At 73.0% G+C, this 15,558-nt stretch carries 18 protein-coding genes and 1 tRNA gene; 6 read left to right on the forward strand and 13 right to left on the reverse strand.

Translation table 11 applies throughout. The features are described 5' to 3' along the window. Positions 1-27: 27 nt before the first annotated feature. Positions 28-654: a UdgX family uracil-DNA binding protein gene (locus tag ABD285_RS13460; RefSeq protein ID WP_284255086.1), complete on the reverse strand. Its 627-nt coding sequence runs from the start codon at positions 652-654 to the stop codon at positions 28-30. Positions 655-727: 73 nt separating this feature from the next. Between ABD285_RS13460 and ABD285_RS13465 the strand changes: the two genes are divergently transcribed. From ABD285_RS13465 to ABD285_RS13480, 4 genes are read left to right on the forward strand one after another with little or no spacing between them, the layout of a single operon-like run. Further along, a complete protein-coding gene (locus ABD285_RS13465; protein WP_284255084.1) occupies positions 728-1,267 on the forward strand; it encodes a hypothetical protein in 540 nt (179 codons plus the stop codon). A gap of 10 nt (positions 1,268-1,277) precedes the next feature. Beyond that, complete coding sequence (locus ABD285_RS13470) at positions 1,278-2,012, forward strand: LamB/YcsF family protein (protein WP_284255083.1); 735 nt, start codon at positions 1,278-1,280, stop codon at positions 2,010-2,012. Next, on the forward strand, positions 2,009-2,644 hold the full coding sequence (locus ABD285_RS13475; protein WP_344203001.1) for a 5-oxoprolinase subunit B family protein: 636 nt from the start codon (positions 2,009-2,011) through the stop codon (positions 2,642-2,644). The genes ABD285_RS13470 and ABD285_RS13475 overlap by 4 nt, the downstream gene beginning before the upstream one ends. Next, on the forward strand, positions 2,641-3,519 hold the full coding sequence (locus ABD285_RS13480) for a 5-oxoprolinase subunit C family protein (protein WP_344203003.1): 879 nt from the start codon (positions 2,641-2,643) through the stop codon (positions 3,517-3,519). The genes ABD285_RS13475 and ABD285_RS13480 overlap by 4 nt, the downstream gene beginning before the upstream one ends. A 22-nt stretch (positions 3,520-3,541) precedes the next feature. Here the strand turns inward: ABD285_RS13480 and ABD285_RS13485 are convergent. The 7 genes from ABD285_RS13485 to ABD285_RS13515 all read right to left on the reverse strand — a co-directional run bounded on the left by ABD285_RS13485 (position 3,542) and on the right by ABD285_RS13515 (position 8,296). After that, positions 3,542-3,617, reverse strand: a tRNA-Ala gene (locus tag ABD285_RS13485). Between the two features lie 78 nt (positions 3,618-3,695). Further along, positions 3,696-4,070: a ribosome silencing factor gene (rsfS, locus tag ABD285_RS13490; protein WP_284255082.1), complete on the reverse strand. Its 375-nt coding sequence runs from the start codon at positions 4,068-4,070 to the stop codon at positions 3,696-3,698. Continuing rightward, on the reverse strand, positions 4,067-5,482 hold the full coding sequence (locus tag ABD285_RS13495; protein ID WP_344203005.1) for a hypothetical protein: 1,416 nt from the start codon (positions 5,480-5,482) through the stop codon (positions 4,067-4,069). Before ABD285_RS13495 ends, rsfS begins: the two co-directional genes overlap by 4 nt. Beyond that, on the reverse strand, positions 5,479-6,084 hold the full coding sequence (nadD, locus tag ABD285_RS13500; protein ID WP_284255080.1) for a nicotinate-nucleotide adenylyltransferase: 606 nt from the start codon (positions 6,082-6,084) through the stop codon (positions 5,479-5,481). Before nadD ends, ABD285_RS13495 begins: the two co-directional genes overlap by 4 nt. 9 nt (positions 6,085-6,093) lie before the next feature. Then, positions 6,094-6,321, reverse strand: a complete 228-nt coding sequence (locus ABD285_RS13505) for a hypothetical protein (RefSeq protein ID WP_284255079.1) — start codon at positions 6,319-6,321, stop codon at positions 6,094-6,096. A 46-nt stretch (positions 6,322-6,367) separates the two neighbouring features. Then, positions 6,368-7,636, reverse strand: a complete 1,269-nt coding sequence (locus tag ABD285_RS13510) for a glutamate-5-semialdehyde dehydrogenase (protein WP_284255078.1) — start codon at positions 7,634-7,636, stop codon at positions 6,368-6,370. Between the two features lie 9 nt (positions 7,637-7,645). Then, positions 7,646-8,296 carry a GntR family transcriptional regulator gene (locus ABD285_RS13515; RefSeq protein ID WP_344203008.1) on the reverse strand — a complete coding sequence of 217 codons (651 nt, stop codon included), beginning with the start codon at positions 8,294-8,296 and terminating at the stop codon, positions 7,646-7,648. A 50-nt stretch (positions 8,297-8,346) separates the two neighbouring features. Here ABD285_RS13515 and ABD285_RS13520 point away from each other — a divergent pair, with 50 nt between their 5' ends. Next, complete coding sequence (locus tag ABD285_RS13520; protein ID WP_284255076.1) at positions 8,347-9,558, forward strand: MFS transporter; 1,212 nt, start codon at positions 8,347-8,349, stop codon at positions 9,556-9,558. A gap of 131 nt (positions 9,559-9,689) precedes the next feature. Here the strand turns inward: ABD285_RS13520 and proB are convergent, their stop codons facing one another. The 4 genes from proB to rplU form a co-directional block, all read right to left on the reverse strand. Beyond that, positions 9,690-10,472 (reverse strand): glutamate 5-kinase, encoded by a 783-nt coding sequence (proB, locus tag ABD285_RS13525; protein WP_344203009.1) that lies wholly within the window; start codon positions 10,470-10,472, stop codon positions 9,690-9,692. Then, the gene (gene obgE / locus ABD285_RS13530; protein WP_344203011.1) at positions 10,469-12,001 is read right to left on the reverse strand and encodes a GTPase ObgE; all 1,533 of its coding nucleotides are present in this window, start codon (positions 11,999-12,001) and stop codon (positions 10,469-10,471) included. The genes proB and obgE overlap by 4 nt, the downstream gene beginning before the upstream one ends. A 68-nt stretch (positions 12,002-12,069) precedes the next feature. Beyond that, on the reverse strand, positions 12,070-12,327 hold the full coding sequence (rpmA, locus tag ABD285_RS13535) for a 50S ribosomal protein L27 (RefSeq protein WP_284255075.1): 258 nt from the start codon (positions 12,325-12,327) through the stop codon (positions 12,070-12,072). 13 nt (positions 12,328-12,340) lie between these two features. Beyond that, the gene (rplU, locus tag ABD285_RS13540; protein WP_284255074.1) at positions 12,341-12,649 is read right to left on the reverse strand and encodes a 50S ribosomal protein L21; all 309 of its coding nucleotides are present in this window, start codon (positions 12,647-12,649) and stop codon (positions 12,341-12,343) included. 155 nt (positions 12,650-12,804) lie between these two features. Between rplU and ABD285_RS13545 the strand changes: the two genes are divergently transcribed. After that, the gene (locus ABD285_RS13545) at positions 12,805-13,080 is read left to right on the forward strand and encodes a DUF4031 domain-containing protein (protein ID WP_284255073.1); all 276 of its coding nucleotides are present in this window, start codon (positions 12,805-12,807) and stop codon (positions 13,078-13,080) included. A 54-nt stretch (positions 13,081-13,134) separates the two neighbouring features. On the opposite strand, the gene ABD285_RS13550 is transcribed toward ABD285_RS13545, so the two are convergent. After that, positions 13,135-15,501: an Rne/Rng family ribonuclease gene (locus ABD285_RS13550; RefSeq protein ID WP_344203013.1), complete on the reverse strand. Its 2,367-nt coding sequence runs from the start codon at positions 15,499-15,501 to the stop codon at positions 13,135-13,137. Between the last annotated feature and the right edge of the window lie 57 nt (positions 15,502-15,558).

Below are 15,558 nucleotides of genomic sequence, written 5' to 3' on the forward strand. Positions count from 1 at the left end.
CTGGGCGTTTTTGGCCACGTGGCGCGATCAGGAGGCGGCCTCGTGCGCCACGCGGAGGTCCGCGACGAGCGCCGCGAACGCCGCGTCACGATCCGCGGGATCCCGCGTGCGCAGCAACGCCGAGGGATGGGTCGTGATGAGCGCCGGCGGGTCCGACTCCTCGAGCACGCGCCCCCGTTCGGCGCCGATACGCACGTCGCGGCCGAGCACCGACCGCGCGGCGGTCGCACCGAGGCACACGACGATGCCCGGCCGGACGACCCCGAGCTCCGCCCGCAGCCACGGCCGGCACGCGTCGATGTGGGCGACGGCCGGCTTCTCGTGGATGCGCCGCTTGCCGCGCCGCTCGAACCGGAAGTGCTTGACAGCGTTCGTGACGTAGATCTCGCGGCGCGCGATCCCGGCCTCCTCCACCGCCTGCGCCAGCAGCCGCCCGGCCGGCCCGACGAACGGCTCGCCCTGCCGGTCCTCCTGATCGCCGGGCTGTTCGCCCACCAGCACCAGGCGCGCGGATGCCGCCCCCGCCGAGAACACGACCTGCGTCGCCGGCTTCCACAGCTCGCATCCGCGGCAGTCGGGTGCGGCCGCGCGCAGCGCCGCGAGGTCAGGATGCTCGGGCACCCACTGCTCCGCACCCGGGCGTGCATCGGCCATGCCGGCACGCTAGGCCGAGCGCGGGATCGCGCGCCGCCCTGCCAGCCGATTCGCACCGGCGTACGATCCGGTCATGGCGGGTGCAAGCGCGAGCAGCACCACCCTGGTGGTGGTGGGCGACGATGAGGGCACGACGATCCGCGGCTTCGTCGGGCATGCCAATGTGCGGGCCGCGAGTCTCGCGGGACGCGATGACGACGAGGTCGCCCGCTGGACGCGCGGCGCGTCGACGCCGTATCTAGTGCACGACCGCGACCCGCTCGAGCACGTCGCCGCCGCGTGGGTCGAGTTCTTCGACGACCAGTCCACGCTCGGTGCGCTGGAGCTCGAGATCGACCGGGCGGTCGAGGCTCTGAAGCGCGGGGAGGCGGCGATCCCGGACTATTACCTCGTCGTGAATCCGGAGTCGCTGCCGCCCACCTGGCGGCACTGGTGGCTCGGGGTGATGGCGCAGGCCTCGCCGACCCGCGTGATCCCGCGCGGCGAGGACGAGTCCGGCGTGCGTCTGCTGCGCCGACTGCCGACCGGCAGGCCGTGGCCGGATCCCGCGACCTGGCTCGGCGGCGTGACCGCCGCGGTGCCGGACCGCGTGGGGCTCGGCGGCGCGGCCTAGCCTGGGCTGCATGGCGTTCGAGATCGACCTCAACAGCGACCTGGGCGAGGGCTTCGGCGCCTGGCCGATGGGCGACGACGAGGCGATGCTCGGCATCGTGACGAGCGCGAACATCGCGTGCGGCGCACACGCGGGCGACGCGGGCATCATGCGGCGGCGGTGCGAGTCGGCGGTGGAACGCGGGGTGCGGATCGGGGCGCACGTCGGCTACCGCGACCTGCACGGCTTCGGACGGCGGCACCTGGCGATGGATGCCCGCGCGGTCGAGGACGAGACCCTCCACCAGCTCGGCGCCCTCGGCGCGGCCGCCACCGCGGCGGGCGGTCGCGTGCGCTACGTCAAGCCGCACGGCGCGCTGTACCACGACGCCTCGGACGACCCGGGTCTCGCCGCCGCCATCGCCGGCGCGATGGCGATGATCGACCGCGGTCTCGCGCTGCTCGGCCCCGCCGACACGGAGCTGGAGCGCGCGGCGGCCGCGCACGGGCTCGCGTTCGTCGCGGAGGGGTTCGCCGACCGCCGGTACCGCGACGACGGCCGACTCGTCGATCGGCGCGAGCCCGATGCGATGCTCGACGGCGACGACGCGCTGGCCCAGGCGCTGCGGCTCGCCCGCGGCGAGAGCGCGGCGCCGCGGGTCGGCAGCATCTGCGTGCACGGCGACACCCCGGGCGCCGTCGCGATGGCGCGGCGCATCCGGGAGCGGCTGACCGGCGACGGCATCACGCTCCGGGCCTTCGCGTGAGCTCCCCTCCCCTGCTGCGCCGGGCCGGGGACCGGGCCGTGCTCGTCGAGCCCGGCGACGCCGAGCGGCTCGCCCGGCTGCGCGCCTCGCTCGCCGCCTCGACACCGGATCTCGTGACCGACTGGGTCGTCGGCGCCCGGACCGTGCTGCTCACCTTCGACGGCCCGCCCGATCTGGCCGGTCTCGAACGCGAGGTGGCGTCCCGGATGGCGCAGGCCGCCCCCGCCTCGCACTCGTCGCCCTCCGACGTGCTCACTATCCCCGTGCGCTACGACGGCCCGGACCTCGACGACGTCGCGCGACTGCTCGCCCTCACGCCGGAGGAGGTGATCGCCGCCCATACCGGCACCGAATGGGTGTGCCGGTTCATCGGCTTCGCGCCCGGGTTCGGCTACCTGAGCGCGGACGGCGAGCCGCCGTTCCGGCTCCCGCGGCGCACGCAGTCGCGCCCGGTCGTGCCGGCCGGATCGGTCGCCCTCGCCGACGAGTACACCGCGGTCTACCCGCGCCGCTCCCCCGGCGGCTGGCAGCTCATCGGCACGACCGACCTGCCGGTCTGGGATGCCGCCCGCACCCCGCCGAACGCGATCGCGCCCGGCACGCGCGTGCGCTTCGTGCGGGCCGAGCCGTGACCGGCCGCCGCGAGCTGAACGTGCTCGCCCCCGGCATCCTGAGCCTCATCGAGGACGCGGGCCGGCTCGGCTGGCTGTCGGCGGGCGTGGGCGTCTCGGGTGCGGCGGATCCGGGCTCGTACGAGCTCGCCAACCGGCTCGTCGCGAACCCGCCCGGCGCCGCCGCGATCGAGGTCACGATGGGCGGCCTGCGGGCGGAGGTCGGCTGCCGCACCGTCGTCGCGGTCACCGGCGCCCCCGCGCAGCTGACCGTCGACGGCCGCGCGTTCGGTCACGACAGCGTCGTGCCCGTCGAGCCCGGCCAGGTCATCGAGCTCGGGATGCCGCCGGTCGGCGTGCGCAGCTACCTCGCGATCCGCGGCGGCATCGACGTGGAGCCGGTCCTGGGATCCCGCAGCACCGACACGATGTCGGGCCTCGGCCCGCCGGCGCTGGCCGCGGGCGACGTGCTGCCGATCGGCGCCGAACCGGCCGAGTGGCCGATCGTCGACGTCGCGCCGGTGCCGCCGCTCGAGGCAGGCACCGTCGTCGTGCGTGCAATGGCGGGCCCGCGTGCGGAGTGGTTCGCCGCCCCGCACGTCATCTTCGAGACCGAGTGGATCGCCTCCCCCGCCTCCGACCGCATCGGCGTGCGCCTCGACCCGGCCGACCCGGCGGCGCGACCGGCCCGCGCGATCGACGGCGAGCTGCCGGTCGAGGGGATGCCGCTCGGCGCGATCCAGGTGCCCCCGAGCGGCCAGCCGGTCGCCTTCCTCGCCGACCACCCCGTCACGGGCGGCTACCCGGTCATCGCGACCGTCGACCGCGCCGACATCGGACGGCTCGCGCAGCTGCGCCCCGGCCAGCGCGTGCGCTTCGCACAGCACCGCAGGTAGGGCGCCGCGTCGATCGACCTTTTGGTGGATCTGAGGGGACTCGAACCCCTGACCCCCTGCATGCCATGCAGGTGCGCTACCAGCTGCGCCACAGACCCGTGACCCCGAACGGGGCAACTGCCCCAGGTTACTACACGCGGCGACCGCGGCTCACGCCCGGCCAGACCCCTGGAGGGTCACGCCTCGCGCGCGGCCGGGAGCTCGAGCGGGATGACAGGGCAGTCCCGCCAGAGGCGCTCCAGCGCGTAGTACATGCGGTCCTCCTCGTGGAAGACGTGCACGACGATGTCGCCGAAGTCCAGCAGCACCCAGCGGCCCTCGGAGCGGCCCTCGCGGCGGAGCGGCTTGACGCCGATCTCGAGCAGGGCGTCTTCGATCCCCTCCGCGATGGAGAGCACGTTCCGCTCGTTGCGACCGCTGGCCAGGAGGAAGACGTCGGTGAGGGGCAGCGGCTCGGAGACGTCGAGCGCGACGAGATCGTCGGCCTGCTTGGCGTCGGCGGCTCTCGCCGCGAGCCGCAGCAGCTCGATGGCCCGGTCGGACGCCGTCACAGGACTCCGGAGACGAGGCCGACGACGAGCAGCGTCACGACCACGGCCGCCATGCCGGCGGCGGAGATGATGAGCGCGGTGAGGGCGCGGTTGCCGACCGGCTTCTTCGCGACGATGACGTTGCGGGTCGACGTGTGGCTGCTGATCGCCTTGACCGCGCGCACGGGCTGGGAGTCGGTGGAGACCACCTGGTGGTCACCGGGATCGAGCTCGTGGTCGAGGTGGTGCTCGTCGAGCTGCGTCGGATGCGCGCCCGAGGTGGCGAGGCTGTGCGGCAGGTCGATCGACCCGGTCACGAGGATCTCGCCGGTGCCGAGGTGCGCGAACTCCGGGTTCGGAAGCGAGGGCAGCACGAGGGCGCTCGTCGTGATCGCGCCGCTGCCGGCGCCCACCTTGCGGCTGATCGTCGACTCGTTGACCTGCGTCGCGTCGTCGAGGTCCGCCTGCGTGCTCCAGTGACCGGCCCGGCGAGCGGTCCGTGTGGCGGGAGCGGTCGGGGGCTCGGAGATCGCGGGCTCCGCAGCCACCGGCTCGGCGACGACCGGCTCCGCGGCGACGGGCTCGGCCACGACGGTCTCCGCCACGACCGGCTCGGCAGCCGCGGGCTCCGCGACGACGACCTCCGGCTCCGGCGCGACGGGTTCGATTCCGGGCTCCGGACCGACAGCAGCGGTCGGATCGACCAGCGGCTCGACGAGCGGTGCCGGCGCCGAGTCGGACGGCGGCGCGAAGAGGGCCTCGAACGGCGACAGCACGGGAGCCTGGGCAGGGACGGCCGGCTCGCTCGAGACGGACGCGACGGGCTCGGACGCGACGGGCTCGGATGCCACGGGCTCCGACGCGACCGGCTCGGACGCGACGGGCTCCGATGCCACGGGCTCAGGCGCGACCGGCTCGGGCGCGACCGGCTCGGGCGCCACGGGCTCGGGCGCGACCGGCTGCGGCGCGAACGACGAGGGCGCGGACCGCGGCGCGGGGGCGTCGACCTGCGCGCCCTGCGCCTCGCGAAGCGCGCGCAATTCGCGACGGGTGAGGGTGTACTCGGTCGACTGCGGCGCGCGCTCGACCGGCGACGACGTCGTGGCGGGCATCGGCGGCGCGACCGGCTCGGCGTTCACGGGTGCCGCGTGCGAGCCACGTCCCTCCGGGCTGTAATCGCGCGGACGGTACGTCGGAACATCCTGTTCCGGGAGCATCTGAGTGGCGGCCTCATCGGGCTCGCCCGTCGCCGCTTCGGGGGTGCGGCGAGCACGGAAGTCGGGACCGTCGTAGTGGGGCAAGGGCGCACGATTCTGGGTCGAGTACGTCAGCGGCTCGGCATCCTGCTCGGGCTGCAGACCGTAGGCCGCATTGCGCTCCCCCTGTCGCGCGGCGCGACGGGACTGCAAGGGCGGGTCCTGAAAGGTGGTCATGTCGTCGTACTCCGGTAGAGGTGGTGCTTGGAGATGTACTGCACGACACCATCGGGAACCAAGTACCACACCGGGAATCCCCGGCCGACTCGCTCGCGGCAATCCGTGGAAGAGATCGCCAAGGCGGGTACCTCAAGGGAGCTTACGCGTTGGGGTGGCAATCCGCTAATGCTCAACGAGTGCCCGGGACGCGACACGGCGACGAACTGCGCGAGCTCCCACAGCTCCCCGATGTCCTTCCAGTCGAGGATCTGCGCGATGGCGTCGGCGCCCGAGATGAAGAAGAGCTCGGCGTCCGGGTAGCTCCGCTTCAGATCGCGCAGCGTGTCGATCGTGTAGGTCGGCCCGTCCCGATCGACGTCCACCCGGCTGACGGTGAAATCCGGGTTGGACGCCGTCGCGATGACCGTCATGAGGTAGCGGTGCTCGGCCGAGGTGACCACCCGCTTCATGTACGGCTGGCCGGTCGGCACGAACACGACCTCGTCGAGCTGGAAGCTCTGCCGCACCTCGCTCGCGGCGACGAGGTGACCGTGGTGGATCGGGTCGAACGTGCCGCCCATGACGCCGATCCGGCGACGCCGCCCGGCGGCATCCGTCACCCGGAGCCCCTAGTGGTGGCCGGCCTGGTGGTCGGATCCGTGCCCGTCGTCGTGCGCCGCGTGCGGGTCCGCGGGGAACGGCTCGCGGTCGGCGTGACGGTTGGCGACGTCGCGGAAGCTCCACGAGACGAGCGCCAGCACGAGGAACGCACCCGCCACGATCGCCGGGAACGCCCAGTTCGGCATGATCAGGTGGGCGGGCGCCTCCTCGGCGGCCAGCGTCAGCAGGAAGGACATACGCCGATCCTACCGAGCCGGCCGGCCGATCCGTGCTCCACCGCTCCTAGCCTCTGACCTGCCCGGCACCGCGCACGAGCCACTTGGTGCTCGTGAGCTCCTGCAGTCCCATCGGCCCGCGCGCATGCAGCTTCTGGGTCGAGATGCCGACCTCGGCGCCGAAGCCGAACTCGCCGCCGTCGGTGAACCGGGTCGAGGCGTTCACCATGACCACGGCCGAGTCCACCTCGGCGAGGAAGCGCTCGGCGCGGGCGTAGTCGTTGGTCACGATCGACTCGGTGTGCTTGGTCGAGAACCGGCGGATGTGCTCGAGCGCCCCGTCGAGGTCGTCGACCACGGCGACGCTCATGTCGAGACTCATGTGCTCCGTCGCGTAGTCCTCGTCCGTCGCCGGCGGGAGGCCCGCGACGATCGCGCGCGCCCGGTCGTCGCCCTTGATCGTGACGCCCCGCTCCCGCAGCGCGGCCACGACCGGCGGCAGCAGCCGCGCCGCCGCGCGGGCATCGACGAGCAGCGTCTCGAGGGCGTTGCACACGCTCGGCCGCTGCACCTTCGAGTTGACCGCGATGTCGATCGAGGTGGTCTCATCGGCCGACTCGTCGAGGAACAGGTGCACGACGCCCGCGCCCGTCTCGATGACCGGCACCTTCGACTCGCGCACGACCGAGTCGATGAGGTCGGCGCTGCCGCGCGGGATCAGCACATCGACGCGACCGACGGCGTGCATGAGCATCGTGCCGCCCTCGCGGCCGAACCGGTCGACGGTCTGCACCGCCTCCGCCGGCAGCCCGACGCTCGTGAGCGCGCCCTGCAGGAGCTCGACGAGCACGGCGTTGGTGCCCTGCGCGGCCCGCCCGCCCCGCAGCACGACGGCATTGCTGCTTTTCAGCGCCAGGGACGCGATGTCGATCGTGACGTTCGGCCGCGCCTCGTAGATGGCACCGACGACCCCGAAGGGCACGCGCACCTGGCTGAGCTGCAGACCGTTGGGCAGGGTCGAACCGCGCACGACGACGCCCACCGGATCCGGGAGCGCGATGATCTCGCGTACGGCGGCCGCGAGGCCGGCGAGACGCGTCGGATCGAGGCGCAGCCGGTCCTGCAGGCCCGCGCTCAGGCCGTTCTCGCGGCCGTTCGCCAGGTCGAGCTCGTTGGCGGGCAGGATGCGGTCGGCGCCCGTCTCGATCGCGACGGCGATCGCCTCGAGGGCCTCGTGCTTGCGGCCGGTCGAGGTCGTCGCGAGCACCCGCGCCGCCCGAGCGGCCGCGGCGAGCTCGTCGTCGATCGCGAGCGGGGCGAGGTCGGTCGCGGACATACCCGGATCCTACCGACCGACGACGCGCAGCCCCCGGGCCCGGTCGCCGCGCAGGAGCGCCTCCGCGTGGGCGGCACCGGTGCGCGCATGCTCGACGGCGCGGGCGATGGCGAGGCCGGCATCCCGTGCCCGCAGCGCCGCGACGATGCCGCGGTGGGCGGCGAGCTGGGCGGCGCGCGACTCGGGGGTCGTCACCTCGAGCCATCGGGTGCGCGAGAGCGTCGTCATCGTGGTGCGGATGGCGTCGGCCAAGAACGGGTTGCCCGAGAGCGCACCGAGTTCGGTGTGGAACTCCTCCCCCCAGCGCACCCCGCCCTCCGGGTCGTCGGGTTGGCGGTCGAGGAGCACGTCGAGCCGGTCGAGCTCCGCGTCTCCGGCGCGCTCGACGGCGAGACGCAGCGCCGCGGTCTCCACGGCCTCCCGGAACTCCTCCGCGTGCCGCAGCTCGGCGAGGTCGAGCGGCGCGATCGTCCAGCCGCGCTCGTCGCGCCGCACGAGCCCCTCGCTCTGCAGTCGCGAGAGGGCCGCGCGCACCGGGGTGCGGGAGGCGCCGAGGTCGCTCTCGAGGCCGCGCTCGCTCACCCGCTCGCCGGGGGCGAGGTCGAGCGCGAGGATGCGCGCGCGCAGGCGTTCGTAGGCGCCGTCGGACTGCGTGACCATGTGGGCCTCTCGATTGGTATCCCATCTTGGTATACCAGTAGGATCGCGCCGTGACCAGTGCCGTCGTTCCCGCACGCGGCGCGCACCCGTGGGCGATGCTCGTCGTCGCGGTGTACGCGCAGACCTCGACGACCGTCGTGCTCACCACGCCGGCGTTCCTGATCCCGCTGCTGCACACCGTGCAGGGGCTCTCGCTCGCGCAGGCCGGCCTGCTCGCGGCCGCCCCCAACCTCGGCATGGTGCTCGCGCTGGTCGCCTGGGGCGCCGCCGCCGACCACTGGGGCGAACGCCGGGTGCTCGTGCTCGGTCTGCTCGTCACCGTGCTCGCCGTGATCGGCGCGATGGTCGTGCACGGCTATACGGCGCTCGGGATCGCGCTCGTCGTCGCCGGGATCGGCGCGGCATCCACGAATGCGGCGAGCGGGCGCGTCGTGGTCGGCTGGTTCGCGCGGGAGCGTCGCGGGCTCGCGATGGGCATCCGGCAGGCCTGTCAGCCGCTCGGCACGGCGATCGCGGCCATCGCGGTTCCGCCGCTGGTGGCATCCGGATCGGTGCTGCCGGCACTGATCCTGGGCGGCGCCATGGTGCTCGTCGCGTGCGCGGCGTGCGCGATCGTGATCATCGATCCGCCGCGGCCCGAGCGGGCGCGCATCGAAGGCGTGAGCGACAGCCCGTACCGGCACCCGACCCTGTGGCGCATCCACGCCGTGTCGGTGCTGCTGGTCGTGCCGCAGTTCGCGCTCTCGACGTTCGGGCTGGTGTGGATGGTCGTCGCCCTCGGCTTCACGCCGCTCGCCGCCGGAATCGTGGTCGCCGCCGCGCAGTTCCTCGGTGCGGTCGGTCGGGTCGCGGTGGGCGTGCTGAGCGACCGGGTCGGCAGCCGGCTGCGACCGCTGCGCTGGGTGGCCGTCGCCGGGATCGTCGCCCTGCTCGCGACGGCGGGCTCGGGAGCGCTCGGCCCGGGTTCCCTCGGCTGGGGCATCGCCGCCGCCGGATGCTACGTGCTCGCGAGCTGCATCAGCGTCGCCGACAACGGGCTGGCCTTCACCTCGGTCGCCGAGCTCGCGGGTCCGTTCTGGTCGGGCCGGGCGCTGGGAGCGCAGAACACCGGGCAGTATCTGGGGGCGGCGATCGTCGCCCCGGTCGTCGGCGCGCTCATCGGGCTCGTGGGCTTCGCGGGAGCGTTTGCGTTCGTGGCGATCGCGCCGCTCGTCGCGGTGCCGCTCGTGCCGTCGGCGCGCGTGGAGCGCCACACGGACTGAGCTGCGGGTCGACCGCCCACGCTTGCATCACCCGGGCGCGTTCGCGCGCGCCGACTTGATGCAGACGTGGGCGCTCGGTCGCCGGCGCCGGCGCGGGCGCCGTTCCGGTCTCGGTACGCGACCTGCGGTCGCTACTCGACCCGCTCGCGGGCGTCGAACCAGGTGCCGAGCTCCTCGCCGGCGAGCGCCTCGGCGACGCGTTCGGTCGCCGTGAGGAGCACCGGAGTGCCGGCCGCGGCGGCGAGGCGAGCCGCCGCGATCTTCGTGCCCGCTCCCCCGGTGCCGACTCCCGCGGCGCCGATGCTGCCGAGCTCGACCCCGGCGAGGTCGTCGCCGAAGCCGACGCGCGCGATCGGCTCAGCACCCGGCGTGCCGGGGGGCCGGGTGTAGAGGGCGTCGACGTCGGAGAGCAGCACGAGCAGGTCCGCGCCCACGAGCTCGCTCACCATCGAGGCGAGACGATCGTTGTCGCCGAACCGGATCTCGTGGGTCGCGACCGTGTCGTTCTCGTTGACGATCGGCAGGATCCGCAGCGAGAGCAGCCGCTCCATCGCCCGCTGCGCGTTCGAGCGGTGCGTCGGGTTCTCAAGGTCGCCCGCCGTGAGCAGCACCTGGCCCGCGACGATCGCGTAGCGGTCGAGCTGCTGCTGGTAGCGGAAGACCAGCACGTTCTGGCCGACCGCGGCGGCGGCCTGCTGCGTTGCGAGGTCGGAGGGGCGCGCCTCGAGGTGCAGGTACGGCATCCCGGTCGCGATCGCGCCGGAGGACACCAGCACCACCTCGGCGCCGCGTGCGTGCGTGGCAGCGAGCGCGTCGACGAGCGGCGCGATCCGGCCCGCATTGTCGCCGCTGATCGACGAGGATCCGACCTTCACGACGATGCGCCGGGCGCCCGTCACCGCCGCCCGGGTCACTCGTCGTCCTCCACGACCTCGCCGGTCTCGGCGTCGTCGCGCCACACGCCCGCCTCGCGCTCGGCCTCGAGCTCCGCGCGGGCCTGAGCCTTCGCGTCCATGCGCTCGAAGTAGTGCTCGCGACGCTCGGCGCGCGTCGCACGGCGGTTGTCGTCGAGCCGCAGGTCGGTGCCGCGTGGACCGGCCGGCATGGTCGCGAGCTCGGCGGCGGAGGTGAGCGTCGGTTCCCAGTCGAACACCGCCTCGCCGATGACGACGGTCGAGCCGGGCACGGCGCCCTTCGCGAAGAGCTCGTCCTCGACGCCCAGCTTCGCGAGGCGATCCGCGAGGAAGCCGACGGCCTCGTCGTTCTGGAAGTCGGTCTGCTCGATCCAGCGCTCGGGCTTCGCGCCGCGCACCCGATAGGTCGGCTCGGTGCCGCCCTCCACGACGACGACGACGAAGTCCTTCTCGTCGACCGCCTTGGGCCGGATGACGATCCGCTGCGCCGAGGGCGCCGCCAGCTTCGCGGCACGATCGGCCGCCACCAGCTCGGCCAGCGCGAACGACAGCTCGCGCAATCCCGCGCGGCTGATCGCCGAGACCTCGAAGACGCGGTAGCCGCGCTCCTCGAGCGCCGGGCGCACCAGGTCCGCGAGGTCCTGCGCGTCCGGGATGTCGACCTTGTTGAGCGCCACCAGCTGCGGCCGCTCGAGCAGCGGCGTCTGCCCCTCGGGCACCGGATACGCCGCGAGCTCGCCCAGGATGACGTCGAGGTCGCTGAGCGGATCGCGGCCCGGGTCGAGGGTGCCGCAGTCGAGCACGTGCAGCAGCGCCGAGCAGCGCTCGACGTGCCGCAGGAACTCGAGGCCGAGCCCCTTGCCCTCGCTCGCGCCCTCGATCAAACCGGGGACGTCGGCGATCGTGTACCGGACCTCGCCGGACTCGACGACGCCGAGGTTCGGATGCAGCGTCGTGAACGGATAGTCGGCGATCTTCGGGCGGGCAGCGCTCATGGCGGCGATGAGGCTCGACTTGCCGGCGCTCGGATACCCGACGAGCGCCACGTCGGCGACGGTCTTCAGCTCCAGCCGGACGTCGCCCTCCCAGCCGTGCGTGCCGAGAAGCGCGAACCCGGGCGCCTTGCGTTTCGATGTCGCAAGAGCCGCATTGCCGAGCCCGCCCTGGCCGCCCGCGGCGACGACGATCTCCAGACCCGCGGCATCCAGGTCGGCGAGCACGGCTCCGTCGGCATCCTTGACGACCGTGCCGACCGGCACCGGGAGCACGAGACGCTCCCCCGCGTACCCCGCGCGGTGATCGCCCATGCCCGGGCCGCCGTTGCCGCTTGACCGGTGCGGAGCGCGCTGGTAGTTCAGCAGGGTCGTGACCTGGGGATCGGCGACGAGAACGATGTCGCCGCCGTGTCCGCCGTTGCCGCCATCGGGCCCCGCGAGCGGCTTGAACTTCTCGCGCCGCACCGAGACGCAGCCGTTTCCACCGTGACCCGAGCGCAGGTGGAGGGTCACCTGGTCGACGAACGTCGCCATGTCTTCTTCTCCTCCATGCAGAAAGGGCGGGCCGAAGCCCGCCCTCTCAACGTCGATGCGTCGCGGGGCTACGCCTGCGGAACGACGATGTTGACGACCTTGCGGCGGCCCTTGGCGCCGAACTCGACGGAACCGGCCTCCAGCGCGAACAGCGTGTCATCGCCACCGCGGCCGACATTCTCGCCCGGGTGGAAGTGGGTGCCGTGCTGACGCACGATGATCTCGCCGGCCTTGACGACCTGACCGCCGAAGCGCTTCACGCCGAGGCGCTGGGCGTTCGAGTCGCGCCCGTTGCGCGTCGAGGACGCGCCCTTCTTGTGTGCCATGTCTGCGCCGCCTCTACTTGATGCCGGTGATCTTGACGCGGGTCTGGTCGTGACGGAAGCCCTGACGACGCTTGTACCCGGTCTTGTTCTTGAAGTGCTGGATGACGATCTTCGGGCCGCGCTCGTGGCCGATGACCTCGGCGGTCACCGTGATCTTCGCGAGGGCCTTCGGGTCGTGGGTGATCGTGTCGCCGTCCACGAACAGGACGGGAGAGAGCTCGACGGTGCCGTTGACGTCGGCCTTGAGGCGGTCGAGCACGACGATGGTGCCGACCTCGACCTTCTCCTGCCGGCCGCCGGCGCGCACAACTGCGTAGACCACGGTGATTCCTTACGTTGGCGCAGGCGGATCCTGCGAGTGGAAGTCTGGGCGCGAGAGAACGGCACGGAGCCGACGTGCACCAAGGATCAAGAATAGCCGACGATCGGCCGCTTCATCAAACCGTCTCGTTTCTTCCGCCGACCTAGGATCGCGGGATGACCGTGCTGATCGACGAGGCCATCTGGCCGGCGCACGGCACCGTCTGGGCGCATCTCGTCAGCGACGCGGACTACGACGAGCTGCACGCCTTCGCCGAGCGGGCGGGCATCCCGCGCCGCGCCTTCGACAACGATCACTACGACGTGCCGGAGCGACGCCGCGACGAGCTCATCGCGCTGGGGGCCACGCCCGTCACCGGACGCGAGCTCCTGCGGCGGCTGCAGGCCGCGGGGTTGCGCGTGCGGCAGCGTGACAAGCGCGCACCTCGCTGAAAGCGAAGGCCATCTCTGGCCTTCGCCGCGGCGTCAGCGCCGACGGCCGTCGGTCTACTCCTCAGCCGGGGTGACCGTGCCGCCGCTCGAGGCGCGGCGGGAGCGGCGAGCGCGTCCGTGCCCCGGCGGGTTGGGCTCCGGCAGCGCCTCGAGCACCGAGCCGAGAATCTGCTCGGCCACCTCGGTGCTGATCCGGCGTCCGGCGCGCGGCGCGGGCGTCACCGGGATGTCGAGGATCTCGACCGCCGCCTCCGCCGCTGCGCCCACGGCCTGCTCGACCGGTCCGTCCACCTGCTCGGCGGCGGGCTCGACGGCATCCGGAGCGCCCGACTCGTCGACGAGCTCCTCGCCGGTCTCCGAATGCACGGTCGACTTGGCGATCTGCGCGAGAGCGTTGCGCACGTCGTCGGTCAGCTGATGGGTTCCTCCGGGGCCGTGCCCGTTCTTGGGCCCGGCCGCACCGCCTCCGCGTCCACGACGGCTGCGACCCTGGCCGGGCGCCGCCGCGGGCTGGTCGGCCGACCGGTGCTTGAACACCGGGTCGTGGTGCACGATGATCCCTCGGCCGGCGCAGACCTCGCAGGTCTCGCTGAACGACTCGACCAGGCCGAGCCCCAGCTTCTTGCGGGTCATCTGCACGAGGCCGAGCGAGGTGACCTCGGCCACCTGGTGCTTGGTGCGGTCGCGCGACAGGCACTCGACGACCCGTCGCAGCACGAGGTCGCGGTTCGACTCGAGCACCATGTCGATGAAGTCGACGACGATGATGCCGCCGATGTCGCGCAGCCGCAGCTGGCGCACGATCTCCTCCGCGGCCTCGAGGTTGTTCTTGGTGACGGTCTCCTCGAGGTTGCCGCCGGACCCGACGAACTTTCCCGTGTTGACGTCGATGACCGTCATGGCCTCGGTGCGGTCGATGATGAGCGACCCGCCGGATGGCAGCCACACCTTGCGCTCGAGCGCCTTCTCGATCTGCTCCGAGACCCGGTACTCCTCGAACGAGTCGGGGCCGTCGTAGGTCTCGACGCGGTCCATGAGGTCCGGCGCGACGGCGCCGACGTAACCGCGGATCGTGTCGAGGGCGTCCTCCCCCTCGATCACGAGCCTCTGGAAGTCCTCGTTGAAGACGTCGCGCACGATCTTGACGAGCAGGTCGGGCTCGCTGTGCAGCAGCGCCGGCGCCTGGCCGATCTCGACGGCACGGCTGATCTCGGCCCACTGCGCGGTGAGCCGGCTCACGTCCAGCGTCAGCTGCTCCTCGGTGGCGCCCTCGGCGGCGGTGCGCACGATGACGCCGGCGTCGTCGGGCAGCACCTCCTTGAGGATCTTCTTGAGGCGCGCGCGCTCCGTGTCGGGCAGCTTGCGGCTGATGCCGTTCATCGAGCCGTTGGGCACGTAGACCAGGTAGCGGCCCGGCAGCGAGACCTGCGAGGTGAGCCGCGCGCCCTTGTGCCCGACGGGGTCCTTCGTGACCTGCACCAGCACCCGGTCGCCGGGCTTGAGCGCGAGCTCGATCCGGCGGGCCTGGTTCTTGACGCCGTCGCCCTCGGCGGCCGCCGCAGCGGCCTCCCAGTCGACCTCGCCCGAGTACAGCACCGCGTTGCGTCCGCGGCCGATGTCGACGAATGCCGCCTCCATCGAGGGCAGCACGTTCTGCACGCGACCGAGGTAGACGTTGCCGATGAGGCTGGCATCCTGCGCCCGGGCGACGTAGTGCTCGACGAGCACGCCGTCCTCGAGCACGCCGATCTGGATCCGGCCGAACTTCGAGCGCACGACCATGACGCGGTCGACGCTCTCGCGGCGCGCGAGGAACTCGGCCTCGGTGATGACGGGGCGGCGTCGGCCGGCGTCGCGACCGTCGCGGCGACGCTGCTTCTTGGCCTCGAGCCGGGTCGAGCCCTTCACCTTCTGGGGCTCGGTGATGAGCGGTGCGGCCTTGCGGGGCTCGCGCACCTTGACGACCGTGTTCGGCGCGTCCTCACCGTCGCGGGGGCCCTCCCCCGAGCGGCGGCGGGTGCGCCGACGGCTGCTGGGAGCCGAGCCCTCCTGGGCGGGCGGCTGCTCGCTCTCCTCGGTGGCCACTGCTCCGGGGGGCGGCGGCGGGGGCGCCTGGAACAGGATGGCGAACGGGCTCGATCCGGAGGCGTCCGCCGTCGGCTCGGCGGCCGTCGGGGCCGACCCCGTCGCGGGCTGCGCTGCAGGCTGCTCGGCCTTCTTCCGGCGTGAGCGCTGCGGCTTCTGGGTCTCGGCGGGCGCCGCTTCCGCGGTCGGCGCGTCGAGCACGAGGCCCGTCTCCGCCTCGGCCGAGACGTGCGACGCGGCGCTCTTCGCGCCCGTCACCGCCTTCCGGCGAGAGCGCTTCGGCTTCGCGACGGTCGTCTCGTCGGTGTTCTCGATGTTGTCGTTGTCATCCACCATCGCTGGTGCACTCCTCGCCCGGGTGGTGGCCGCCCACCTGCCGGGTACTCTCGTGCG

Origin of the sequence: Pseudolysinimonas kribbensis, from assembly GCF_039531715.1 — a bacterium.
Taxonomy (GTDB): Bacteria; Actinomycetota; Actinomycetes; order Actinomycetales; family Microbacteriaceae; genus Pseudolysinimonas; species Pseudolysinimonas kribbensis.

What these genes read in the sequence shown, in the direction of transcription:
- ABD285_RS13460 (WP_284255086.1), bottom strand. Translation starts at nt 654, where the DNA reads ATGGCCGATGCACGCCCGGGTGCGGAGCAGTGGGTGCCCGAGCATCCT.
- ABD285_RS13465 (WP_284255084.1), top strand. Translation starts at nt 728, where the DNA reads ATGGCGGGTGCAAGCGCGAGCAGCACCACCCTGGTGGTGGTGGGCGAC.
- ABD285_RS13470 (WP_284255083.1), top strand. Translation starts at nt 1,278, where the DNA reads ATGGCGTTCGAGATCGACCTCAACAGCGACCTGGGCGAGGGCTTCGGC.
- ABD285_RS13495 (WP_344203005.1), bottom strand. Translation starts at nt 5,482, where the DNA reads ATGACCACCTTTCAGGACCCGCCCTTGCAGTCCCGTCGCGCCGCGCGA.
- ABD285_RS13505 (WP_284255079.1), bottom strand. Translation starts at nt 6,321, where the DNA reads ATGTCCTTCCTGCTGACGCTGGCCGCCGAGGAGGCGCCCGCCCACCTG.
- ABD285_RS13510 (WP_284255078.1), bottom strand. Translation starts at nt 7,636, where the DNA reads ATGTCCGCGACCGACCTCGCCCCGCTCGCGATCGACGACGAGCTCGCC.
- ABD285_RS13515 (WP_344203008.1), bottom strand. Translation starts at nt 8,296, where the DNA reads ATGGTCACGCAGTCCGACGGCGCCTACGAACGCCTGCGCGCGCGCATC.
- obgE (WP_344203011.1), bottom strand. Translation starts at nt 12,001, where the DNA reads ATGGCGACGTTCGTCGACCAGGTGACCCTCCACCTGCGCTCGGGTCAC.
- rpmA (WP_284255075.1), bottom strand. Translation starts at nt 12,327, where the DNA reads ATGGCACACAAGAAGGGCGCGTCCTCGACGCGCAACGGGCGCGACTCG.
- ABD285_RS13545 (WP_284255073.1), top strand. Translation starts at nt 12,805, where the DNA reads ATGACCGTGCTGATCGACGAGGCCATCTGGCCGGCGCACGGCACCGTC.
- ABD285_RS13550 (WP_344203013.1), bottom strand. Translation starts at nt 15,501, where the DNA reads ATGGTGGATGACAACGACAACATCGAGAACACCGACGAGACGACCGTC.